General features: G+C 60.9%; 19 protein-coding genes and 2 tRNA genes. 4 read left to right on the top strand and 17 right to left on the bottom strand.

Going from position 1 to position 21,591, the window contains the following annotated elements:
• The first annotated feature begins 11 nt into the window (after nt 1-11).
• Entirely contained in the window at nt 12-1,118 is a 1,107-nt protein-coding gene (locus BMZ70_RS02120; protein WP_229205259.1) for a patatin-like phospholipase family protein, read from the top strand.
• Here the strand turns inward: BMZ70_RS02120 and BMZ70_RS29160 are convergent.
• Together BMZ70_RS29160 and BMZ70_RS02110 are read right to left on the bottom strand one after the other, a co-directional pair.
• Complete coding sequence (locus BMZ70_RS29160) at nt 1,115-2,809, bottom strand: FAD-dependent oxidoreductase (protein ID WP_092269282.1); 1,695 nt, start codon at nt 2,807-2,809, stop codon at nt 1,115-1,117. The two genes, BMZ70_RS02120 and BMZ70_RS29160, sit on opposite strands and share 4 nt — an antisense overlap.
• A 46-nt stretch (nt 2,810-2,855) precedes the next feature.
• Nucleotides 2,856-3,185 carry a hypothetical protein gene (locus tag BMZ70_RS02110; protein WP_092269280.1) on the bottom strand — a complete coding sequence of 110 codons (330 nt, stop codon included), beginning with the start codon at nt 3,183-3,185 and terminating at the stop codon, nt 2,856-2,858.
• A 114-nt stretch (nt 3,186-3,299) separates the two neighbouring features.
• On the opposite strand from BMZ70_RS02110, the gene BMZ70_RS02105 reads away from it, so the two are divergent.
• Nucleotides 3,300-4,376 carry a type II asparaginase gene (locus BMZ70_RS02105; protein WP_092269277.1) on the top strand — a complete coding sequence of 359 codons (1,077 nt, stop codon included), beginning with the start codon at nt 3,300-3,302 and terminating at the stop codon, nt 4,374-4,376.
• A 3-nt stretch (nt 4,377-4,379) separates the two neighbouring features.
• Here BMZ70_RS02105 and BMZ70_RS02100 read toward each other — a convergent pair whose 3' ends face one another.
• Nucleotides 4,380-5,003 (bottom strand): flavin reductase family protein, encoded by a 624-nt coding sequence (locus tag BMZ70_RS02100; RefSeq protein WP_092269274.1) that lies wholly within the window; start codon nt 5,001-5,003, stop codon nt 4,380-4,382.
• Between the two features lie 56 nt (nt 5,004-5,059).
• Nucleotides 5,060-5,899 (bottom strand): type 1 glutamine amidotransferase domain-containing protein, encoded by an 840-nt coding sequence (locus BMZ70_RS02095; RefSeq protein ID WP_092269271.1) that lies wholly within the window; start codon nt 5,897-5,899, stop codon nt 5,060-5,062.
• A 98-nt stretch (nt 5,900-5,997) separates the two neighbouring features.
• On the opposite strand from BMZ70_RS02095, the gene BMZ70_RS02090 reads away from it, so the two are divergent.
• Nucleotides 5,998-6,897 (top strand): LysR family transcriptional regulator, encoded by a 900-nt coding sequence (locus BMZ70_RS02090; protein ID WP_092269268.1) that lies wholly within the window; start codon nt 5,998-6,000, stop codon nt 6,895-6,897.
• A gap of 101 nt (nt 6,898-6,998) precedes the next feature.
• Here BMZ70_RS02090 and BMZ70_RS02085 read toward each other — a convergent pair whose 3' ends face one another.
• The 9 genes from BMZ70_RS02085 to BMZ70_RS02045 all read right to left on the bottom strand — a co-directional run bounded on the left by BMZ70_RS02085 (nt 6,999) and on the right by BMZ70_RS02045 (nt 15,417).
• A complete protein-coding gene (locus tag BMZ70_RS02085) occupies nt 6,999-7,415 on the bottom strand; it encodes a DUF6691 family protein (protein ID WP_092269266.1) in 417 nt (138 codons plus the stop codon).
• Complete coding sequence (locus BMZ70_RS02080) at nt 7,412-7,837, bottom strand: YeeE/YedE family protein (protein WP_092269263.1); 426 nt, start codon at nt 7,835-7,837, stop codon at nt 7,412-7,414. Before BMZ70_RS02080 ends, BMZ70_RS02085 begins: the two co-directional genes overlap by 4 nt.
• Nucleotides 7,838-7,900: 63 nt before the next feature.
• Nucleotides 7,901-9,976 (bottom strand): putative bifunctional diguanylate cyclase/phosphodiesterase, encoded by a 2,076-nt coding sequence (locus tag BMZ70_RS02075; RefSeq protein WP_092269260.1) that lies wholly within the window; start codon nt 9,974-9,976, stop codon nt 7,901-7,903.
• Nucleotides 9,977-10,064: 88 nt separating this feature from the next.
• Nucleotides 10,065-10,141: transfer RNA gene (locus BMZ70_RS02070), tRNA-Arg, on the bottom strand.
• Between the two features lie 71 nt (nt 10,142-10,212).
• Nucleotides 10,213-10,289: transfer RNA gene (locus tag BMZ70_RS02065), tRNA-Pro, on the bottom strand.
• A gap of 73 nt (nt 10,290-10,362) precedes the next feature.
• Nucleotides 10,363-11,712: a phosphoglucosamine mutase gene (glmM, locus tag BMZ70_RS02060; protein WP_092269256.1), complete on the bottom strand. Its 1,350-nt coding sequence runs from the start codon at nt 11,710-11,712 to the stop codon at nt 10,363-10,365.
• A gap of 23 nt (nt 11,713-11,735) precedes the next feature.
• Complete coding sequence (folP, locus tag BMZ70_RS02055) at nt 11,736-12,575, bottom strand: dihydropteroate synthase (RefSeq protein WP_092269253.1); 840 nt, start codon at nt 12,573-12,575, stop codon at nt 11,736-11,738.
• Between the two features lie 66 nt (nt 12,576-12,641).
• The gene (gene ftsH / locus BMZ70_RS02050) at nt 12,642-14,525 is read right to left on the bottom strand and encodes an ATP-dependent zinc metalloprotease FtsH (RefSeq protein WP_092269250.1); all 1,884 of its coding nucleotides are present in this window, start codon (nt 14,523-14,525) and stop codon (nt 12,642-12,644) included.
• Nucleotides 14,526-14,721: 196 nt separating this feature from the next.
• The gene (locus tag BMZ70_RS02045) at nt 14,722-15,417 is read right to left on the bottom strand and encodes an RlmE family RNA methyltransferase (RefSeq protein ID WP_092269247.1); all 696 of its coding nucleotides are present in this window, start codon (nt 15,415-15,417) and stop codon (nt 14,722-14,724) included.
• 44 nt (nt 15,418-15,461) lie between these two features.
• Here BMZ70_RS02045 and BMZ70_RS02040 point away from each other — a divergent pair, with 44 nt between their 5' ends.
• Complete coding sequence (locus BMZ70_RS02040; RefSeq protein WP_092269244.1) at nt 15,462-15,926, top strand: YhbY family RNA-binding protein; 465 nt, start codon at nt 15,462-15,464, stop codon at nt 15,924-15,926.
• A gap of 63 nt (nt 15,927-15,989) precedes the next feature.
• Here the strand turns inward: BMZ70_RS02040 and BMZ70_RS02035 are convergent, their stop codons facing one another.
• The 4 genes from BMZ70_RS02035 to carA form a co-directional block, all read right to left on the bottom strand.
• A complete protein-coding gene (locus BMZ70_RS02035) occupies nt 15,990-16,469 on the bottom strand; it encodes a DUF4149 domain-containing protein (protein ID WP_092269240.1) in 480 nt (159 codons plus the stop codon).
• Nucleotides 16,469-16,945, bottom strand: coding sequence for a transcription elongation factor GreA (greA, locus tag BMZ70_RS02030; RefSeq protein WP_092269238.1), 477 nt, complete (start codon nt 16,943-16,945; stop codon nt 16,469-16,471). Before greA ends, BMZ70_RS02035 begins: the two co-directional genes overlap by 1 nt.
• Nucleotides 16,946-17,046: 101 nt before the next feature.
• The gene (gene carB, locus BMZ70_RS02025; RefSeq protein ID WP_092269235.1) at nt 17,047-20,265 is read right to left on the bottom strand and encodes a carbamoyl-phosphate synthase large subunit; all 3,219 of its coding nucleotides are present in this window, start codon (nt 20,263-20,265) and stop codon (nt 17,047-17,049) included.
• Nucleotides 20,266-21,429 (bottom strand): glutamine-hydrolyzing carbamoyl-phosphate synthase small subunit, encoded by a 1,164-nt coding sequence (gene carA, locus BMZ70_RS02020; protein WP_092269231.1) that lies wholly within the window; start codon nt 21,427-21,429, stop codon nt 20,266-20,268.
• Nucleotides 21,430-21,591: the final 162 nt, after the last annotated feature.

Raw genomic sequence — 21,591 nt, 5'->3', positions numbered from 1 at the left:
GGTTGCGTCCTATGACGCAAGAATCGTATAAACCGTATAAACGCTGCATGGTGATGGGTGGTGGCGGATTCCGCTTCGGGATCTACATCGGCATGTATGCCGCGCTGCGGCAGGCCGGCAAGGCGCCCGATGTGCTGCTGGCCAGCTGCGGCGGCGCCATTGCCGCCGCTATCATTCACAACCTGCCCGACCCCGAGGAACAGCGCGCATGGCTGTCATCCCGTGGCATGTATGAATTCTGGTGCAGCCTGCGCTCGACCGATAACGCCGTGCTGCTTGGCACCCTGTTCGGCGCGGCCAAGCGCAAGATGAACAGCGCCAGCGCGCCGGTGATCCCCGACCTGTTCACCGATTACCTGTTTGAGATTCCGCCGCAGCTGCCCTTCCCGTCCGCCACCGGCACGCCGGAAGTGGACGTTGCCATCATCGGCGGCAAGCTGTTATTCAATGAAGCGGATGTCGGCCAGCCGCGCGGCCAGCGCAAGCTGTATGCGGAGACTGTGTTCTGCAACGAGCGCGCCGCCGCTGCGCTGCAAGGCATGGATTCGCCGCTCAGCGATCCGCGCTGGGGCGAGCACGCCGTCGCGCCACAACTGCTGACCGACAGCAGCGTGGCCGTCACCGACGCCGCCCGCATCTCCATCTCCGACATGATCTACTTCCGCTGCGCCCAACATCGCGGCGACGAATATATCGGCGGCGTGCTGGATCTGTTCCCGGTCGAAATCGCGCGCGCGCTCGGCACGGAGGTCATCATGGAATTCAAGGAAGCGTTCGACCAGGTGTTCTCGATTCCGGCCTGGCGCGCGGTGCTGGGCGTGGACGGCAACGCACGCCTGCGCTATGCCAACTCACACCTGGCCGACATGCGCATCGATTCGTCGGACGTATCGGTAGTGCTGGAAAAACAGCAGATGCAGCAAAAGCTGGACTGGCTGCGCAACCGCATCGAACTGCGCATGCCACCGAGTTACGAGATCTTCGTCCAGCACATGAACGATCAATGGGAGTACGGCTACCAGCGCGCTCAGGAAGCGCTGGCACGGCCGCCGCGCCAGCATCCGCCGATTCGCCGCGCCAATAAGCACAGCAAACCGCTGGGCAGTATCGAGCCTTAAAGCAGGTCCGACGCCAGCGCCTGATGCAGCGACGCCACTGCCGCCGAGCCTTCGCCCACCGCCGCCGCCACCCGCTTGACGGAACCGCTGCGCACATCGCCCACCGCGAAGATGCGCGGCCGGCTGGTTTCGAGGAAGTGGCGTGGCCGTTCCAGCGGCCAGCGCTCCGAAGGCACATCCGGCCCGGTCAGCACGAAGTTCTTGTCGTCGAGCGCGACGCAATCGCCGAGCCACGCAGTACTCGGCTCCGCACCGAGGAACAGGAACAGGTGACGCGCAGGTGCCTCACGCGCTTCGCCGCCCGCGCTTTGCCAGCAGATGCTTTCAAGCCGGTCGCCGCCGCGTAATTCGACGATCTGCTTGTGCGTGTGCAGCGTGATCCTGGGCGACGCTTCGATACGTTGGATCAGATAGCGCGACATGCTGGCCGCCAGTCCGCTCGAACGCACCACGATGTGTACATGCTTGGCGTGCTGCGACAAAAACACCGCCGCCTGCCCGGCCGAATTGCCGCCGCCGACGATCACCACTTCCTCATTGGCGCAGAAGTTCGCTTCCATGAAGGACGCGCTGTAGTACACGCCGCGCCCTTCAAAGCGCTCCAGTCCCGGCAAGTTCGGCTTGCGATAACGCGCGCCACTGGCGATAACGATGGAACGCGCGCGCAGCTTTTCGCCGCTATCGAGTTGGATGTCGTATTCGGGACTTTCGCAATTGACGGCGCTGACCTTGACCGGCACCGCCACCTCGGCGCCGAACTTGCGCGCCTGCGACAACCCACGACCCGCCAGCGCCTGGCCCGACACGCCGGTCGGGAAGCCGAAATAGTTTTCGATCTTGGAGCTGGCGCCGGCCTGGCCGCCGGGCGCTTTCGCGTCCAGCACCGCCACCGTCAAGCCTTCCGATGCCGCATATACGGCGGCCGCCAGACCGGCCGGACCGGCGCCGACCACCACCACATCGAACAGGCGGCCATCAATGCCGTCCGGGCTGATGCCGATGCCGTCGGCCACCTGGCGCAGCGTCGGACGGCGCAGCACTTCGCCGCTGATGGTGACCACCGCCGGGATGTCCTGCGGCTGCACGCCGAAGCGCGACATCAGCGCCTGCGCCTCGCTGTCGGTATCAGTGTCGAAATAGGCGGCCGGCTGGCCGTTACGGTTGAGGAAATGGCGCAGGATCAGGGTTTCCTGCGAATCGCGCTGGCCAAACACCACCACGCCGCCGGTCTGGTCGGACATGTACACCACGCGCCGCAGGATGAAGGCGCGCATGATGGTTTCGCTCAGCTCCGCCTCCGAAATCACCAGCGTGCGCAGCGAATCTTCGCTGATGACGATCAGCTCACTGTCGGCCACCACACGCGCGGTGGCGACGGCGGCGCGGCCGGCCATCGCGCCCATCTCGCCGGTGAACATGCCGGGGCCGTGGGTGCCGATCACGGTTGCGCCGAGCGCCGAGCCACGCTCGATCTCGATCGCGCCGGAGATAATCACAAAGGTGGCGATGTGGCGCTCGCCCTGGCGGAACAACACCTCACCGGCGGCAAAGTGGCGCCGCTCGCCGTAGCGCAGCAGGATGTCGAACTGGTCTTCGCTCAGGGTGGGGAAAATCTGGTGCCGGCGGTTGCCGACGTCGGATGATGCCAAGTGAGGAGCGGCGACGTTGCCGGTCCCGGATTTCTGTTCCATGCCATATCCTCGCAATGAAGTACGGACATGATAGCGCTTCCCCGCTTTATCGGCAGAGCTGCTGCCACTGCGCCTCGAATTCGGCCGGGGCCACGTCCTGCGCCAGCAGGGTCAGGTCGCGCGCCACTGAGATGTAGCGCTGGAAGCCGATGTAGCCGCCAAACGCATCCTTGGCGTTGACCTCGCCGCACGGCGCCCCGCCCTTGCCGATGAACTGGTTGCGAAATTGCGCCTGGGCCGGCTCCAGCACCTTCTCCCTGACGTATTTTTCACCCATGCTGGTGAGCGTAGCTGCTTCTTCGCGTTGTTTTTGCTCGGCGGTCTTGCCGCAAGCGGCCAGCGCCAGCAATAATGCGATCGTGATAGCCAATCTCATATAGTTTCTCTTTATTATTCCCACAACCCTGTATTAACGCGGCAAGGCCCTGCATTGTTGACACGCGGTGGCCTTGCTAAACTGGCAAACTTTGTAATTTTATCAGGAGACTTCATGTTTTTTAATAATTCTAACCGCTGGCGCCAAGCCTTGCTGGCCTGCGCAGTGCTGCTCAGCTCCTATGCCGGGGCAGCCGAAAAGCTGGCGCACGTGACCATCCTGGCCACCGGCGGCACCATCGCCGGCAGCGGCGCCACCAGCACCACCACGGTCGGCTACACCGCCGCCACCGTCGGCGTCGACCGCCTGATCGCGGCCGTGCCGGAGCTGGCCAAGGTGGCTGACGTCAAGGGCGAGCAAGTCTTCCAGATCGCCAGCGAGAACATGAGCAACGAGCATTGGCTGAAACTGGCCAAGCGCGTCAATACGCTGCTGGCGCAGCCGGACGTGGACGGCATCGTCATCACCCACGGCACTGATACCCTGGAAGAAACCGCCTACTTCCTCGACCTGACCGTGAAGAGCAAGAAACCGGTGGTGCTGGTGGGCGCCATGCGTCCGGGCACCGCGCTGTCGGCCGATGGCCCGATCAACCTGTACAACGCCGTGCTGCTGGCGGCCAGCCAGGAAGCCGTCGGCAAGGGCGTGCTGGTGGCGATGAACGACCAAATCCACGCCGCCCGCGATGTCACCAAGACCAACACCTCTACCCCGGACAGCTTCAAGACCCCGGAACTGGGCATGCTGGGCTACATCCAGGGTAACAAGCCTTACTTCTACCACCTGCCGGCGCGCAAGAACACGGCCGACACCGAGTTCGATATCAGCAAGCTGGACGCGCTGCCGCAAGTGGACATCGTCTACGGCTACGCCAATGTCAGCCCGGTGGCGCTGAACGCGCTGGTCGGCGCCGGCGCCAAGGGCATCATCCACGCCGGTGTCGGCGACGGCAGCCTGGCCTCGTCGGTCAAGACTGGCCTGGTGGCGGCGCGCAAGCAAGGCGTGCTGATCGTGCGTTCCAGCCGCGTCGGCCAAGGCATCGTGGCGCGCAATGGCGAAGCCAACGACGACGAGCTGGATTTCGTGGCGTCCGACACGCTGAATCCGCAAAAAGCGCGCATCCTGCTGATGCTGGCGCTGACCAGGACCAGCGATAGCAAGCAGATCCAGCGCATGTTCTACACCTACTGATCGTTACGGGTAACTTGGCCGCGTCATGCGGAACAGGTTATCCGGCGTGATCTCGAAGTAATCGGCCGGACCGCCGCCACGCAAGATGGGGTGCGCGCCGGCCGTGTCGTATATGCCATCCCGCAGCGCGCTGCGCGCGATGTGCACACCCACCACCTCCCCCAGGATCAGCCAGCTATTGGTTTCCACCCCGGACGCGCCCTGCAGGCGGATGATCTGGCTGCACTTGCATTCGAACGACACCGGGCTGGCCGCCACGCGCGGCACGGCGACAATGCGTGACGGCGCGGTATCCAGACCGGCCAGCTGGAATTCGTCCACCTCCGGTGGCGCGGCGGCGCAGCTGGCGTTCATGGCCTCGGCCAGCGGGCGGGTGGCCAGGTTCCAGACGAATTCACCGGTTTCCTCGATATTGCGCAGCGTGTCCTTGCGGCCCAGGCTGGCAAAGCCGATTAGCGGCGGCGTGTAATTAAAGGCGTTGAAGAAGCTGTAAGGCGCGAGGTTCAGCGTGCCGTCGGCGGCGCGGGTGGAGATCCAACCAATCGGGCGCGGGCCGACGATGGCGTTGAAGGGATCATGCGGCAGACCGTGCCCTTGGGCCGGTTCATAGAAGTATGGTTCGTTCATGCCGCATTGTCGCACAGCGGCTGGATGGCGGCGCGGGGCCGCCATCCTTGCGGCGCTTAGCGCTTGAGGCGCGCCAGCAGCGCGTCGGCCACGGCGTTGGCCGATGCCGGGTTCTGGCCGGTGATCAGCTCGCGGTCTTGCACCACCTTCGGCTGCCAGTTGGCGGCGCTGCTGTAGACGCCGCCGGCGCGTTCCAGCGCGGTCTGCGGCGTGAACTTCATGGTGCCGCCGTTCAGCATCGGCTTGGCGGCCTCTTCCTCGCTATTGCTGATGACGGTCATCTGGTAGCCCGCGTAAATCCAGGCCGGCGCCTTGCCGGCCTTGGCGCCGGTTTCCAGCGGTTTGGTGAAGGCTTGCGGCTGCGCCAGCGTCGACAGCAGCGCGATCGGGCCGTGGCAGACCAGCGCGGTCGGCTTGCCTCGCTGGTGGAAGTTGGCCAGCAGGCGGCCCAGCGGCGCGCTGTGCAGCAGATCCTGCATCGGCGCGTGGCCGCCGGGGATGTAGACCGCGTCGTAGCGGTCGTAACCGCCCTGCTCCACGCGGGCCAGGCTGACGACCGGCGAATTCGTCACCGAAGTGACCTGTAACTTGTCCAACAGGGCCAGGTGCTGCTGCATGCTGGCGTCGTCATTGCCGAAGTACATTTTGTCGACCGAGCTGCGGTCCACGGTCGGTGCCTTGCCGAACGGGGTGGCGAACGTGACGGTATGGCCGGCGTCGAGCAGCTTTTTGACCGGCTGCATCAGCTCGTTGGCGTAGAAACCGGTGTCGAAAGTGCGGTTATCGCGCAACGCCAGCTGGGACTCATCGGACAGGACGACCAGTATGTTGGCGGCATTGGCGCTCAGTGCTGCCATGCCAATGGCGGCGGCAGCGATGGTTTTGCGGAAAGTCATTCGGCTACTCCTTTTGTTTGCGATGGGAGTAGTGTATTCATGCCTCAGCCGTGTTTAAATATACTCCTCACCAAATCATTTGTTCTTGAAAGGCATGAATGGCACGCCAATTCGATCACATGGCCGATGTGGAGGCCTTCGTTACCATCGTCGACAAAGGCACCATCAGCGCGGCGGCGGTGACGCTGGGCACCACGCCGTCGGTGCTGAGCCGGGCGGTGGCGCGGCTGGAAGCGCGGCTCGGCGTGCAATTGCTGCGCCGGACCACGCGCCGCCTGAGCATCACCGAGGCTGGCAACCTGTATCTGGAACAGGCGCGCAGTGCCTTCGGGCTAATCGCCGATGCGGAACGGGCGATACAAGGCCAAGGCGGCGCGCTATCCGGCAAGGTGCGCATCAGCGTGCCGACCACATACGGCCACTACCGGCTCCCTGCCCTGCTGCGGCCATTCATGGAGCGGCATCCACAAGTCGTGATTGAACTCAGTATCAACAACCGCAACGTCGATCTTGTGGACGAGGGCTACGACATGGCGATCCGGCTGGGCGAACTGGCCGACAGCGGCCTGGCGGCCAAGCGGCTGGGCGACGAGCCGGTTTGCCTGGTCGCCTCGCCGGATTACCTGCAACGGGCCGGCGCGCCAGGCAACCTGGACGAACTCGCGCAGCACGCCTGCCTGCCCTTCATCATGCCGAGCACCGGCCGGCAAGCGCCGTGGCTGCTAAAGGTGGACGACCAGGATCTGGACTGGCTGGCGCCGGCGCGCATGCTGGTGACGGATGACGTGCTGGGCGTGGTATCGCTGGCGCAGCAAGGACTGGGCATCTGCCAGACCTACCACTTCGTGGCGGAAGAACGGTTGCGCAGCGGGCAACTGGTGGAAGTGCTGCCCGATCTGCGCGGCCGCAGCAGGCCGTTTTCGCTGATTTATCCACCGCACCGCCGCATGTCGGCCGCCAGCCGCGCCTTGATCGACAGCCTCCCGGCCGGTTGTTAACAAATTCTGTGGATAAGGCTGTTAACAAGGCTCAGGTCGGAATCCCAAGCCCTTGATCCCAAAGGAGAAATTGTCACTGCGCATTTTTTTCGCAGCAAGAGTTATCCACCGCGACGACGTTCGATCAGCTCAAACAAAGCCATACCGGCCAGCATGGCAGTGACAAAGATGAGAGCCTTCGGCAAACCGATGCCGAGGCCGACCAGCGCCGGACCGGGGCAGAATCCGGCAATACCCCAGCCGACGCCAAACATCGCCGAGCCTATTATCAGGCGGCGATCTATTTGGCTGGCGGCAGGTAATTTCATTTCCGCACCCAGTAATGTGGTTTTACGCGACTTCGCCCAAAAGAACGCAAAGAATCCAACGGCGATGGCGCCGCACATCACAAGCATCAGCGACGGATCCCAATTACCGGCCAAATCAAGAAAACCTAACACCTTGGCGGGATTCGCCATGCCGGAAATAATCAAGCCAATACCGAAAACCAGTCCGGCAAAAAAAGAAATGAAGATCATAAGTGGCGCACCAAAAATACGGTGGCAAATCCGGCCGCCATAAATACGGCGGTAGCAACCAACGAGCGTGGCGATAAGCGCGATATTCCGCATACGCCGTGGCCGCTGGTGCAACCGGAACCATAACGAGTGCCAAGGCCGACAATCAAACCAGCAATAATCAGCGTAGGCGTATCAGCTTCCACCTGCACTTCCGGCAGCTTAAGAAATAAAGCATAAATTAACGGCGCAATAATCAGCCCGGCGACAAATGCCACTCGCCAGCCGATATCGCCACGCTGCGGTTTAATCAGCCCGCCAATAATCCCGCTGATGCCGGCAATACGGCCATTGAAAATAACGAACAATGCCGCAGCCAAGCCGATCAGCAGTCCTCCGGCCAGCGATGCGGCGGGAGTGAAAACGTTCCAATCGATAGTCATTCAAGCCTCCTTGAACGAAGAGTATGCCAGAAATGGGCTTTAACAAGCCAATTTTTGGCGCGCTCAGGCATCGCAAAGCTCCAGGATCTGCTGGAATTGTGAGGCTGGCAGCGGCTTGCCATACAAATAGCCCTGATAGCGATGGCAGCCCAGTTTACCCAGCAAGCTGCGCTGCTCGTGCGTTTCTACGCCTTCGGCAATCACGTCCAATTGCAGGCTGTGCGCCATTGCAATAATCGTCGAGACAATCGCCTGGCCATTGTTATTGGAAACCAGATCCCGTACAAATGATTGATCTATTTTTAGCTGGCTTAACGGCAACCGTTTTAGATACTGTAAGGACGAATAACCAGTGCCAAAATCATCGAGCGAGAATTTCAACCCAAATTGTTTAAGCAGCTGCATTTTTGAGATGGTCTCCTCTATATTTTTCAGCAATATGCCTTCGGTTAATTCAAGCTTGAGCTTTCCGGGATCGATTCCGAAGTTTCGTATTTGCTGTTGCACCCGCTCGCAAAAGTCTGACTGATGCAGCTGTGCGGCGCTAATATTAATCGCCAGCACCAAATGTGCCGTCGCCGGACGGGACTGCCAACGCCGCAATTGAGCACAAGCAGTCTCCAATAACCAATCGCCGATTTGCAGTATCAACCCTGACTCTTCGGCCAGCGGAATAAAGTTGGCCGGCGAAATGCAATTGCCATCCGATTGTATCCAGCGAATTAAAGCTTCAGCGCCACTCGGATAACCATGCTGGTCCACCTGCACCTGGTAATAAAGCTCGAACTGGCGCAACTCAACCGCCTTGCGTAACGCTTCTTCCATACGGACATGAGCGTTAATAGCATCCTGCATTTGCTGGTCGAAGAAACGCATGCCATTCCGGCCAGCCTGCTTGGCTTGATACATTGCAATATCCGCCTGCATCAGCAGCTCGTCCGGGTGCGATGGTTTTCCTTGGTGAAACAGTGTTGCGCCCAGGCTGGGCGTGCTGTGGCAGGGATGGACACCCAGCAGGTAAGGCCGGTTCAACTCCTCAAGAATCTTGGCGCCCAGCGTTTCGGTCTGGGCCGCCGCTTCAAGCGGGTCGTTGCTCATGCGCTCCAGCAAGACCACGAACTCATCGCCGCCTAAGCGCGCCACCGTATCGCCCTGCCGTATGCACGCCTGCAAACGGGCGCCGACCTGTTGTAGCAGCAAATCGCCGACGTTATGGCCCAGCGTGTCATTAAGCGTCTTGAAATTGTCGAGGTCGATAAACACCAGCGCGCCGTAGTTGTCATGCAGGTTGCTGGCGGCCAACACCTGCCGTAAGCGTTCCAGCAGCATGCGGCGGTTGGGCAGGCGCGTCAGCGGGTCGTAGAATGCCAGGTTGCGGATCTCGTCGTTAGCGGCCTTACTCAGGGTAATGTCGGTTAAAGCACCGACATAGTGAGTGATTTCGCCCTGTTCATCGCGCACGGCGGCGATGCTCAGGTGCTCGGGATAGATCTCGCCGTTCTTGCGACGGTTCCAGATCTCGCCTTCCCAGCTGTCGTCACGGCTGATGATTTGCCACATGGCCTTGTAAAACGCCGGATCATGGCGGCCGGAGCGGAGCATGGCCGGGGTACGGCCGATCGTCTCCTCCGGCGGATAGCCGGTGATGCGGGTAAAAGCCTGGTTCACCTTAAGTATCATGCCCCGGCTATCGGTCACCATCATGCCCTCCGAGGATTCGAAGGCGGTGGCGGCGATGCGCAGACGGGATTCAGCCTCGTGGCGTTCGGTAATTTCCACATGCACCACCACCACGCCGCGTCGGCCATGTGCCAGCGGCGACACCGTCATACTGAACCAGCGCTTGCGGCTGGACGTATGGCAGGGATATTCCATCTGAAATTGCTTGCGGGAACCAGTCAGCACCGCAGTGATCCCCGCCGCCGCCTGGGCCGCGTGTTCGGCGCCTGCGCCGTCCGCCCGGCGGCACACTTCGAGATAGTTCGCTCCCACGCCGGTCCCGGCGCGCACATGCTCCATCCCGCACTGGCGCCATGCATCATTGACGGCAACGATGAAGCCATCCCCATCCAGCACGGCAATCTGCTCCGGCAAAGCATCCAGCACCGTGCAGGAAAAACTGGCGCAGTCTCCGTTCATCAGAGTACCTCTTCGAAAATGTGTTTCGAACAGAGTACTGACATGGGTCGAAAAAAAGATTGATCTAGATCAATTTTAAGGAGATGTCTGGCCTGCCCAGCTGGGTTCGAACCAGCGACCCTCAGCTTAGAAGGCTGATGCTCTATCCAACTGAGCTATGGGCAGAAAGAAGCCGCAGGAATCTGCGGCTGAAATGAAAAACGGGCTGTCTTTTCAGACAACCCGTTCTATATTTTTGGTCGGAGTACAAGGATTCGAACCTTGGACCCTCTGGTCCCAAACCAGATGCGCTACCGGGCTGCGCTACACTCCGATGAACAGTATTTTAGCCTCACTCGCCTCAGACGTCAATCAAAGCACCCGATTTAAATTTCATTGATGAAATTTTAAGCAGCCAGCTGGCTCTCCACCTTGTCGGCGATGCGGCGCGCCATCGATTGCGCGTCCTCGGCGTTGCGCGCTTCGACCATCACGCGGATCAGCGGCTCGGTGCCCGAGGCGCGGATCAGCACCCGGCCGCTGTCGCCCAGCTCGGCCTCGACCTTGGCTTTTTCCGCCACCATCGCCGCGTTCCTGGTCCAGTCGAAACCGGCCGCCACGCGCACGTTGATCAGGGTTTGCGGGAAGATTTTCAGGTCGCCACAGCATTCCTCCAGTGACTTGCCGGCACGCTTCAGCGCCGACAGCACTTGCAGCGCCGAGATGATGCCATCGCCGGTGGTGTGCTTGTCCAGCGCCAGCAAGTGGCCCGAGCCTTCGCCGCCGAGGATCCAGCCGTTTTCCTGCATCACTTCCAGCACGTAGCGGTCGCCCACTTTGGCACGCGCAAAGCCAATGCCCTTCTGTTTCAGCGCCACTTCCACCGCCATATTGGTCATCAGGGTGCCGACCGCGCCCGCCACCGGGCCGGTGGCCAGGCGATCCATCACCATCAGGTAGAGCAGCTCGTCGCCGTTATACAGCCGGCCATTGTGGTCGCACATGATCAGGCGGTCGGCGTCGCCGTCGAGCGCGATGCCGAGATCGGCGCCATGCGCCAGCACGGCGGCGGCCATCGCTTTCGGCGCGGTGGCGCCGTGCTCAAGGTTGATGTTGAAGCCGTCCGGCTTATTGCCGATGGCGATCACTTCCGCGCCCAGTTCATGGAATACGTGCGGCGCGATGTTGTAGGCCGCGCCGTGGGCGCAGTCGACCACCACTTTCAGGCCGCGCAGGTCCAGTTCGTTCGGGAAGGTGCTCTTGCAGAATTCGATGTAGCGGCCCTGGGCGTCGTCCAGGCGCTTGGCGCGGCCCAGTTTTTCCGACGGCACGCAGTTCATCGGCTCGTCCAGCGCGGCTTCGATGTCCAGTTCGACCGCGTCCGGCAGCTTGGCGCCTTGCGCCGAGAAGAATTTGATGCCGTTATCCTGGAACGGGTTGTGCGAGGCCGAGATCACCACGCCGGCCGACAGGCGCAGCGCGCGCGTCAGGTAGGCGATGGCCGGGGTCGGCATCGGGCCGGCCAGCATCACGTCGACGCCGGCGGCCGAAAAGCCGGCTTCCAGCGCCGCTTCCAGCATGTAGCCCGAGATGCGGGTGTCTTTGCCGATCAGGACGGTAGGACGTCCAGTACCGCTGCGTTTGCTTGCCAGCACCTTGCCGGCTGCATAGCCGAGGCGCATCACGAAGTCAGGCGTGATCGGCGCTTCGCCGACCAGGCCACGGATACCATCGGTGCCAAAATATTTACGTGCCATAGTTGTGTGCTCTTTATAAATTGTTATTGTGCTGCGTGCCAGACCTTGAGGGCGTCGACGGTTTCGGCCACGTCGTGCACCCGCACGATCAGCGCGCCTTGCGCCACGGCCGCCAGTGCGCCGCCGACGCTGCCCGCCATGCGCTGTTCCACCGGCTTGCCGGTCACCGCGCCCACCATCGACTTGCGCGACAGGCCAGCCAGCAGCGGCAGGTTCAGCTCGTCGATCAGGCGTGAAGTGGCTTTCAGCAAGGCATAATTATGCTCCACAGTCTTGCCAAAGCCAAAGCCGGGATCGATGCAAAGTCGACGTGGATCAATGCCGCCGGCCAGCAGCGCTGCCACCCGCTCGCGCAGGAAGGCGCTGACCTCGGCCACCACGTCGGTGTAGGACGGCGCCAGCTGCATGTGCTGCGGATCGCTTTGCATGTGCATGATGCATAGCGCGCAGTCGCTGTCGCGCACCGCTTCGATGGCGCCCGGGGCGCGGAAGCCGTTGATGTCGTTGATCATGTCGACGCCGGCGATGATGGCTTCGCGCATCACCTGCGGCTTGTAGGTGTCGACCGAAATGGCCGGCCCCATGTCGCGCACCGCGTACAGCACCGGCATCACGCGCTGCAGCTCGTCTTCGAGCGACACCGGCGGCGAGCCGGGACGGGTCGATTCGCCGCCCACGTCGATGATGTCGACGCCGGCCTCGATCATTTCCTCGGCATGCGAGATGGCAAATTCCAGCGACTGGTAATTGCCGCCGTCGGAGAAGGAATCGGGCGTCACGTTGAGGATGCCCATCACGCGGGCGCGCACGCCCTGCCCCCGCCACGGGTAGTTAAAACGGCCAAACTGTAAGGTTGATTGCATGTGAAACTGAAATGAAAAAGGGCGAGGATCGCTCCTCACCCTTAGTTGTTGATGCCTTGCGCCAGATTACGCCGGTGCAGTCACGCTAGGCGAAACGCCGCTGCCGCCATCGCCCGGAGGCTGTTTGCGGATCGACACGCCGGCTTTCGGCGGACGCGGCTCCAGGCCGGCCATGATGTCGTTGATCTGGTCTGCGTCGATGGTTTCCCATTCCAGCAGCGCCTTGGTCATGACTTCGACCTTGTCGCGGTTTTCTTCCAGCAGCTTGCGGGCCAGCGCGTATTGCGTGTCCAGGATCTTGCGGATTTCCGCGTCGACCTTTTGCTGGGTCGCTTCCGAGATGGTCTTGTTGGAACCGCCCAGGAAACCGTCGTTCTGCGAATCTTCGTAGACCATCACGCCCAGTTCGTCCGACATACCGAACTTGGTGACCATCGAGCGAGCCAGCTTGGTGGCGCGCGAGAAGTCATTCGAGGCGCCGGTCGACATCTGGCCGACAAACACTTCTTCCGCGATACGGCCGCCGAACAGGATGGAAATCTCTTCCAGCATCTTGTCCTTGTAGCCCGAGATATTGTCGTGCTCCGGCAGCTGCCAGGTCAGGCCCAGTGCCCAGCCGCGCGGCATGATGGTGACCTTGTGCACCGGGTCAGCCTTCGGCAGCAGCTTGGCAACCACGGCGTGGCCGGACTCGTGGTAAGCGGTGTTGCGACGTTCTTCCTCGCGGATAACCATCGACTTGCGCTCAGGGCCCATGTAGATCTTGTCCTTGGCATCTTCGAAGTCGGCCATGTCGACCAGGCGCTTGGAGCGGCGGGCCGCAAACAGCGCAGCTTCGTTGACCAGGTTGGCCAGGTCGGCGCCGGAGAAGCCCGGGGTGCCGCGAGCCAGCACGTCGGCTTTCACGTCGGTGCCGATCGGCACTTTGCGCATGTGCACGTTCAGGATCTGTTCGCGGCCACGGATGTCCGGCAGGCCCACGTTCACTTGACGGTCGAAACGGCCCGGACGCAGCAGCGCCTTATCCAGCACGTCGGCACGGTTGGTGGCGGCGATCACAATCACGCCGGACTGCGCTTCAAAGCCGTCCATTTCCACCAGCAGCTGGTTCAGCGTCTGTTCGCGCTCGTCGTTACCGCCGCCCATGCCGGCGCCACGATGACGGCCAACCGCGTCGATCTCGTCGATGAAGATGATGCAAGGCGAATGCTTCTTGGCGTTCTCGAACATGTCGCGGACACGGGACGCACCCACACCGACGAACATCTCAACGAAGTCCGAACCGGAAATCGAGAAGAACGGCACCTTGGCTTCACCGGCGATGGCGCGTGCCAGCAGGGTTTTACCGGTGCCCGGAGGACCGACCATCAGCACGCCGCGTGGAATGCGGCCGCCCAGTTTCTGGAACTTGCTCGGGTCTTTCAGGAAGTCGACGATCTCGCCCACTTCTTCCTTGGCTTCGTCGCAGCCTGCCACGTCGGACAGGGTGACGGTGTTGTTGGTTTCATCCATCATGCGCGCCTTCGACTTGCCGAAGGAGAACGCGCCGCCCTTGCCGCCGCCCTGCATCTGCCGCATGAAGAAGATCCACACGCCGATCAGCAGCAGCATCGGGAACCACGACACGAACACCTGCGACAGGAACGATGGTTCCTCCGGCGGTTTCACGTCGAAATGAATGCCGTTGTCGCGCAGGTCGCCGATCAGGCCGCGATCGAGCAGCGTCGCGGTGGTGCGGACTTTGGTGTCGTCGCTACGGGTGGCGGTAATGTTGCCGCCTTCAATCACGACATCCTTGATGCGCTTGGCTTTCACGTCATCCAGCAAGTCGGAATAAGCGATGGATTTGGCGCCACCGGTGACGCCGTGGCTGTCGAACTGCTTGTACAGCATAAGCAGGAGCAGCACCACAACTACCCAGATGGCTGATTTGGAAAACATGTTATTCACGAAAACTCCTTGGATGCGAGCCGCATCGATAAACCTGGCTGAAATTCGATTTTACCCGCAATAGGCAGGAGGTGCCAGAACCCTGCCGTGCGCCAGCTTAAAACTGGCTGAAAAGCTTATTATTTGAGCAAAAACACATTCTATTCAAGATAAAACTGCTTCTCCGGAGCTTAATTTGCGGGTAATTCAGCAAATATCAAGGGTGCCAGCCCTCGGAATCCAGCGGTTGGGCCGAAGCCATGCCGCCTTCGGTCGGGTTTTTCAGGCCACGGCCGAGCAGGAAGATCTCGGACGACTTGTCACGGCTGGCTTTGGGCTTCTTCTGGATCACGGTTTTAAATTCGGCGCGGAATTTCAGCACAATGTCATTGAAACCCATGTCTTTAAAACACTTGACCAGCAGCGAGCCTTCCGGCTTCAGGTGCGCCTGGGAAAATTCGATCGCCAGGTCGATCAGGTGCTCCATGCGGGCGGCGTCGGCATCATGGATGCCGGACAGGTTGGGCGCCATATCCGATAACACAAGATCAACTCTCGCACCCTGCACCACAGATTCCAGCTGCTGCAATACATCAGCTTCGCGGAAATCGCCCTGGATAAAGTGAAAATCAGCGATCGGTTCCATCGGCAGCATATCGAGGCCGATCAGGGTGCCGTTGATGCCGCCGCCCTCCTTGCCCGCCAGCTTGCGGCGCGCGTACTGGCCCCAGCTGCCCGGCGTGCAACCGAGGTCGACGATGACCTGGCCGGGCTTGATGAGCTTCTCGTCCTCATCGATCTCTTTCAGCTTGAAAGCCGCACGGGCGCGATAGCCCTCTTTCTGGGCCAATTTCACGTAAGGATCGTTAATATGGTCGTGAATCCAGTTTTTGTTTATTTTGTTCTTAGCCATTCGCGTAGAATACTGCCTTTAAGGAACCTACAAAAAGAAATTTTATGATCAAACTTACCCCCGTTGAGCGCAGTGCCCTGCGCGCCGAAGCCCACGGCCTGAAACCTATCGTCCTGATCGGCGCCGATGGCCTGACTGCCAACGTTATCAAAGAGATCTCGCTGGGCCTGGATTCGCACGGCCTGATCAAGGTGCGTGTATTCGGCGATGACCGCGAAGCGCGCATCGCGATGTACGAAACTATCTGCGAGCAGCTGAAAGCGGCGCCGGTGCAGCACATCGGCAAGCTGCTGGTGCTGTACCGTCCGAAAGTGGAAACCGAAAAAGCCCGCGCCAGCTCCGGCAAAGGCATGCGTGAAGTCACCATCGTCAAGGCCAGCGCCAGCGGCACCAAGCGTCCGTCGGTCACCAAGGTCCTGCTGAAGGGGAATGAACGTGTAACCCAGGGCGGCAACATCAAGCGCGCCAAGGCACGCCAGAAGTCGACCAAAAAGACTGTACTCGGTTAAGACGTCATTCCGGCGCAGGCCGGAATCCAATCCTGGATCCCGGCCTGCGCCGGGATGACGACATTACTGCTTCACTACCAGCCAGGCGGCCAGCAGGCTTTGCACCAGGTAGATGGCACTCGAAATGCCATGCAGGATGCCGAATTCATTGCGCGCGGCGCCTTCCATCACACCGCCCGGCCCCGCTGCGGCACGCAGCGACGCCATCATCGGCTGCAGGCCGAAATGCGATACCAGCGTACAGCCCAGCATCGCCAGCACGATAATCAGCAGCGTACGGCGCGCCTTGTACGCCATATTGGCCGCCGGGCCGGCAAAGATGCCGCCGGTGCTGGTCTGGGTCGCCCACAGCAGCACCAGCATCACCAGCGCACAGATGATCGACAGCCAGGCTTGATTGGTGAACAGGCTGGCGGCAATGGTGCCGGCCAGCACGCGGTCACTCAGCGTGGCAAACAGGGTCGGCGCAGCCAGATAGCCCACCGCCCACAAACTGCCGGCCCACAGGGTCGCGACCAGCAAACGTGTACGGGCGAGCAGCATCAGACGTAACGCACTTCCAGGATTTCGTACTCGCGCGGGCCCGATGGGGCCTGCACTTCCACCACGTCGCCGGCCGACTTGCCGATCAGCGCGCGGGCGATCGGCGAGGTCACCGATACTTTGCTCAGTTTCAGGTCCGCTTCGTCGATGCCGACGATCTGGTAGGTCACTTTCGCGCCCGACTCCAGGTCTTCCAGATCTACAGTCGATGCAAACACCACGCGGCCTTCGGCGTCCAGCGTAGCCGGATCGATGATCTGCGCGGCGCTCAGCTTACCTTCCAGTTCCGCGATGCGGCCTTCCACGAACGCCTGGCGCTCCTTGGCGGCATCGTACTCGGCGTTTTCGGACAGGTCGCCATGCGAGCGTGCTTCGGCAATCGCGTCGATCACGATACGGCGTTCTTTGGTCTTCAACTGGTGCAGCTCTTCTTTCAGGAGCTCGGCGCCGAATTTGGTCAGTGGAACTGAAGTCATGTTATTTATTTACTCTGTTTTTACAATGGAAAACCACAGAGGCCGCGCCTAACTGCCTGCGCGAGCTCTGTGGTCCGGGTACTACCTAAACCTATTAGGGCTTAGTGTAAGGTTTTATGCAGCCCTTGTAAATCGTACACTTGCAATTCGTCGAGATGACGGATGCCTTCCACTGCCGCTTCAGCGCCGGCGATGGTGGTGTACGTGGTCACGCGCGATGCCAGCGACGAGGTGCGGATGGCACGCGAGTCGATGATGGCGTTGCGCTTCTCTTCCACCGTGTTGATGACCAGGACGATTTCGTGGTTCTTGATCATGTCGACCACGTGCGGACGGCCTTCCACCACTTTGTTGACTGCGGTGACTGGAATGCCAGCCGCCGAAATCACCGCTGCGGTGCCCTTGGTCGCTGCCAGGGTGAAGCCCATGTCGACCAGATCGCGCGCCACTTTCACGGCGCGTGGCTTGTCCGACGATTTCACCGACAGGAATACCTTGCCCGATTTCGGCAGCTTGACGCCAGCGCCCAGCTGCGATTTCACGAAGGCTTCGCCGAAGGTTTTACCAACGCCCATCACTTCACCGGTCGATTTCATCTCTGGGCCGAGGATGGTGTCCACGCCAGGGAATTTCACGAACGGGAACACGGCTTCCTTGACGCTGAAGTAAGGCGGCACCACTTCCTTGGTGATACCTTGATCCGCCAGCTTCTGGCCGACCATGCAACGCGCGGCGATCTTGGCCAGCTGCAGGCCGGTCGCTTTCGACACGTAAGGCACGGTACGCGATGCGCGCGGGTTCACTTCCAGCACGTAGACCACATCCTGGCCGTCCTGCTTCTGGATCGCGAACTGCACGTTCATCAGGCCGACCACGTTCAGGCCCTTGGCCATCAGCGAGGTCTGGCGCTTCAGTTCATCGATGGTCTCTTGCGCCAGCGAGTACGGAGGCAGCGAGCAGGCCGAGTCGCCCGAGTGGACGCCAGCTTGTTCGATGTGCTCCATCACGCCGCCGATGAAGGTGGTTTCGCCGTCCGAGATGCAGTCGACGTCGCACTCAATGGCGTCGTTCAGGAAGCGGTCCAGCAGCACTGGCGAATCGTTCGATACCTTGACCGCTTCGCGCATGTAGCGCTCGAGGTCACGCTGCTCGTGGACGATTTCCATCGCACGGCCGCCCAGCACGTAGGACGGACGCACCACCAGCGGGTAGCCGATTTCCTGCGCCAGCTTCAGCGCTTCTTCTTCGGTGCGCGCGGTGCGGTTAGGCGGTTGGCGCAGGTTGAGGTCTTGCAGCAGCTTCTGGAAACGCTCGCGGTCTTCGGCGGCGTCGATCATGTCCGGCGAGGTGCCGACGATAGGTACGCCATTGGCCTCCAGGTCCAGCGCCAGTTTCAACGGGGTCTGGCCGCCGTACTGCACGATCACGCCGACTGGTTTTTCCAGGTCGACGATTTCCAGCACGTCTTCCAGCGTCAGCGATTCGAAGTACAGGCGATCCGAGGTATCGTAGTCGGTCGACACGGTCTCTGGATTGCAGTTGACCATGATGGTCTCGTAGCCGTCTTCGCGCATGGCCAGCGCGGCGTGCACACAGCAGTAGTCGAATTCGATACCCTGGCCGATTCGGTTAGGCCCCCCGCCCAGCACCATGATCTTCTTCTTGTCGGTCGGGTTGGACTCGCACTCTTCATCGTAGGTCGAGTACATGTACGCGGTGTTGGTCGCGAATTCCGCAGCGCAGGTGTCCACGCGCTTGTACACCGGACGGATGTTCAGCGAGTGACGGTACTTGCGCACTTCTGCCGGCGTGGTTTGCAGCAGGAAGGCCAGGCGGCGGTCCGAGAAGCCCTTCTGTTTCAGCTTGTACAGCGTGGTCTTGTCCAGCTGTTCCAGCTTCTGGGTGTCCATCCACAGTTCCAGGTCCACGATCTCTTTAATCTGGATCAGGAACCACGGATCGATCTTGGTCAGGTTGTGCACTTCTTCCATCGTGAAGCCTTGAGCGAACGCATCGCCCACGTACCAGATACGCTCAGGACCAGGCGCACCCAGTTCTTCTTCGATCTTCTCGCGGTCTTTGGTTTTTTCGTTCAGGCCATCCACGCCCACTTCCAGACCGCGCAGGGCTTTCTGGAACGATTCCTGGAAGGTGCGACCGATCGCCATCACTTCACCAACGGATTTCATCTGGGTGGTCAGGTGGTGATCGGCGGTCGGGAACTTCTCGAAGGTGAAGCGCGGCACCTTGGTCACGACGTAGTCGATCGAAGGCTCGAACGAGGCCGGGGTCGCGCCGCCGGTGATCTCGTTGCGCAGCTCGTCCAGCGTGAAGCCCACTGCCAGCTTGGCGGCCACTTTGGCGATCGGGAAGCCAGTGGCTTTCGATGCCAGTGCCGACGAACGCGATACGCGCGGGTTCATCTCGATGACGATCATGCGGCCGTCTTTCGGGTTGATCGAGAACTGCACGTTGGAACCGCCGGTGTCCACGCCGATTTCACGCAGTACCGCCAGCGAGGCGTTACGCATGATCTGGTATTCCTTGTCGGTCAGGGTCTGTGCTGGCGCCACGGTGATCGAGTCGCCGGTGTGCACGCCCATCGGGTCCAGGTTTTCGATCGAGCAGATGATGATGCAGTTGTCCGCCTTGTCGCGCACCACTTCCATCTCGTACTCTTTCCAGCCCAGCAGCGATTCTTCGATCAGCAGCTCGTTGGTAGGCGAAGCTTCCAGGCCGCGTTTGCAGATCGCTTCGAATTCTTCTTCGTTGTAAGCGATACCGCCGCCGCTGCCGCCCATCGTGAACGACGGACGGATGATGGTCGGGAAGCCGACTTCCTTCTGCACCGCCCACGATTCTTCCATCGAGTGCGCCACGCCGGAACGTGCCGAACCCAGGCCGATCTTGGTCATCGCGTCCTTGAACTTGGCGCGGTCTTCGGCCTTGTCGATGGCTTCCGGGGTGGCGCCGATCAGTTCAACCTTGTACTTATCCAGCACGCCGTTGCGGTGCAGGTCCAGCGCGCAGTTCAGCGCGGTCTGGCCGCCCATCGTCGGCAGGATCGCGTCCGGTTTTTCCTTGGCGATGATTTTTTCTACGACTTGCCAGGTGATCGGCTCGATGTAGGTAACGTCGGCCATTTCCGGGTCGGTCATGATGGTCGCAGGGTTGCTATTGACCAGAATGACTTTGTAGCCCTCTTCGCGCAGCGCCTTGCAAGCCTGTGCGCCGGAATAGTCGAATTCGCAGGCCTGGCCGATGATGATCGGGCCAGCACCAATAATCAGAATGCTTTTAATATCAGAACGTTTTGGCATTTATTTTTTCTCCGTTGCTTCCATCAGGCCGATGAAGCGGTCAAACAGGTAAGCGACGTCAGTCGGGCCAGGCGATGCTTCAGGGTGGCCCTGGAAGCAGAAGGCCGGCGTGTCGGTGCGGGCGAAGCCCTGCAGCGAACCGTCGAACAGCGACACGTGGGTCACGCGGCAGTTGGCCGGCAGCGTGTTCGGATCGACCGCGAAACCGTGGTTCTGCGACGTGATCATCACCTTCTTGCTGTCCAGGTCCTGCACCGGGTGGTTGGCGCCGTGGTGGCCGAATTTCATTTTCAGGGTGGTGGCGCCGGAGGCCAGGCCCATGATCTGGTGGCCGAGGCAGATACCGAACAGCGGGATCTTCTTCGCCATGAACACCTTGGCGGCGGCGATCGCGTAATCGCAAGGCTGCGGGTCGCCAGGACCGTTCGACAGGAACACGCCGTCCGGGTTCAGGGCCAGCACTTCTTCAGCGGTGGTTTGCGCAGGAACGACGGTCACTTTGCAACCGCGCGAAGTCAGCATGCGCAGGATGTTCTTTTTCACGCCGAAGTCGTAGGCGACGACGTGGAATTTGGCGTCGGCCAGCTTGCCGTAGCCTTCGCCCAGCGCCCATTCGGTCTCGGTGAACTCGTACTTCTCTTTAACGGTGACCACCTTGGCCAGGTCCATGCCCGACAGGCCGGGGAACGAGCGGGCCAGGTCCAGCGCCTGGGTAACCGACGGTTCGTTACCTTGAGTGCCGGTGACGATGGCGCCCGATTGAGCACCCTTCTCGCGCAGGATACGGGTCAGCTTACGGGTGTCGATACCGGCGATGGCGACGATGTTCTCGGCCTTCAGGTAGTCCGCCAGCGATTGCGAGGAGCGGAAGTTCGAAGCGATCAGCGGCAGGTCACGGATGATTAGACCGGCAGCGTGCACTTTGGTGGATTCGACGTCTTCGGTATTGATACCGTAGTTGCCGATGTGGGGATACGTCAGGGTGACGATCTGGCGGCTGTAGGAAGGATCGGTGAGGATCTCCTGATAGCCGGTCATGGAAGTGTTGAAGACCACTTCACCGGTCGTATGGCCGGCGGCGCCGATCGAAAAACCTTTGAAAATGGTTCCGTCAGCGAGGGCCAGGATGGCTGGAACGGCGGGGCCAGAAAAAAATGGCGGCAAGGGCAACTCCTGTTAAGTTACCGTAGCTGCGCCACGTCAGACGACCGTCAAGCGACCCAGGAGCTTGCGCACCACGGGGGAGTCGGTCAGATTGATGATGGATGAGTGGTAGTCGCTACGGTAGAGATATGATTTGGCTAAACCTTTGAATTATAACCAAAT

It is taken from the genome of Duganella sp. CF402, from assembly GCF_900109645.1.
Taxonomy (GTDB): Bacteria; Pseudomonadota; Gammaproteobacteria; order Burkholderiales; family Burkholderiaceae_D; genus Rugamonas.
This window is presented reverse-complemented; position numbering and strand designations above follow the sequence as displayed.

Excerpts from the sequence above, each read along its gene's own strand:
- BMZ70_RS02120 (WP_229205259.1), top strand. The coding sequence starts at position 12 with ATGACGCAAGAATCGTATAAACCGTATAAACGCTGCATGGTGATGGGT.
- BMZ70_RS29160 (WP_092269282.1), bottom strand. The coding sequence starts at position 2,809 with ATGGAACAGAAATCCGGGACCGGCAACGTCGCCGCTCCTCACTTGGCA.
- BMZ70_RS02110 (WP_092269280.1), bottom strand. The coding sequence starts at position 3,185 with ATGAGATTGGCTATCACGATCGCATTATTGCTGGCGCTGGCCGCTTGC.
- BMZ70_RS02105 (WP_092269277.1), top strand. The coding sequence starts at position 3,300 with ATGTTTTTTAATAATTCTAACCGCTGGCGCCAAGCCTTGCTGGCCTGC.
- BMZ70_RS02100 (WP_092269274.1), bottom strand. The coding sequence starts at position 5,003 with ATGAACGAACCATACTTCTATGAACCGGCCCAAGGGCACGGTCTGCCG.
- BMZ70_RS02095 (WP_092269271.1), bottom strand. The coding sequence starts at position 5,899 with ATGACTTTCCGCAAAACCATCGCTGCCGCCGCCATTGGCATGGCAGCA.
- BMZ70_RS02090 (WP_092269268.1), top strand. The coding sequence starts at position 5,998 with ATGGCACGCCAATTCGATCACATGGCCGATGTGGAGGCCTTCGTTACC.
- BMZ70_RS02085 (WP_092269266.1), bottom strand. The coding sequence starts at position 7,415 with ATGATCTTCATTTCTTTTTTTGCCGGACTGGTTTTCGGTATTGGCTTG.
- BMZ70_RS02080 (WP_092269263.1), bottom strand. The coding sequence starts at position 7,837 with ATGACTATCGATTGGAACGTTTTCACTCCCGCCGCATCGCTGGCCGGA.
- BMZ70_RS02075 (WP_092269260.1), bottom strand. The coding sequence starts at position 9,976 with ATGAACGGAGACTGCGCCAGTTTTTCCTGCACGGTGCTGGATGCTTTG.
- glmM (WP_092269256.1), bottom strand. The coding sequence starts at position 11,712 with ATGGCACGTAAATATTTTGGCACCGATGGTATCCGTGGCCTGGTCGGC.
- folP (WP_092269253.1), bottom strand. The coding sequence starts at position 12,575 with ATGCAATCAACCTTACAGTTTGGCCGTTTTAACTACCCGTGGCGGGGG.
- BMZ70_RS02045 (WP_092269247.1), bottom strand. The coding sequence starts at position 15,417 with ATGGCTAAGAACAAAATAAACAAAAACTGGATTCACGACCATATTAAC.
- BMZ70_RS02040 (WP_092269244.1), top strand. The coding sequence starts at position 15,462 with ATGATCAAACTTACCCCCGTTGAGCGCAGTGCCCTGCGCGCCGAAGCC.
- BMZ70_RS02035 (WP_092269240.1), bottom strand. The coding sequence starts at position 16,469 with ATGCTGCTCGCCCGTACACGTTTGCTGGTCGCGACCCTGTGGGCCGGC.
- greA (WP_092269238.1), bottom strand. The coding sequence starts at position 16,945 with ATGACTTCAGTTCCACTGACCAAATTCGGCGCCGAGCTCCTGAAAGAA.
- carB (WP_092269235.1), bottom strand. The coding sequence starts at position 20,265 with ATGCCAAAACGTTCTGATATTAAAAGCATTCTGATTATTGGTGCTGGC.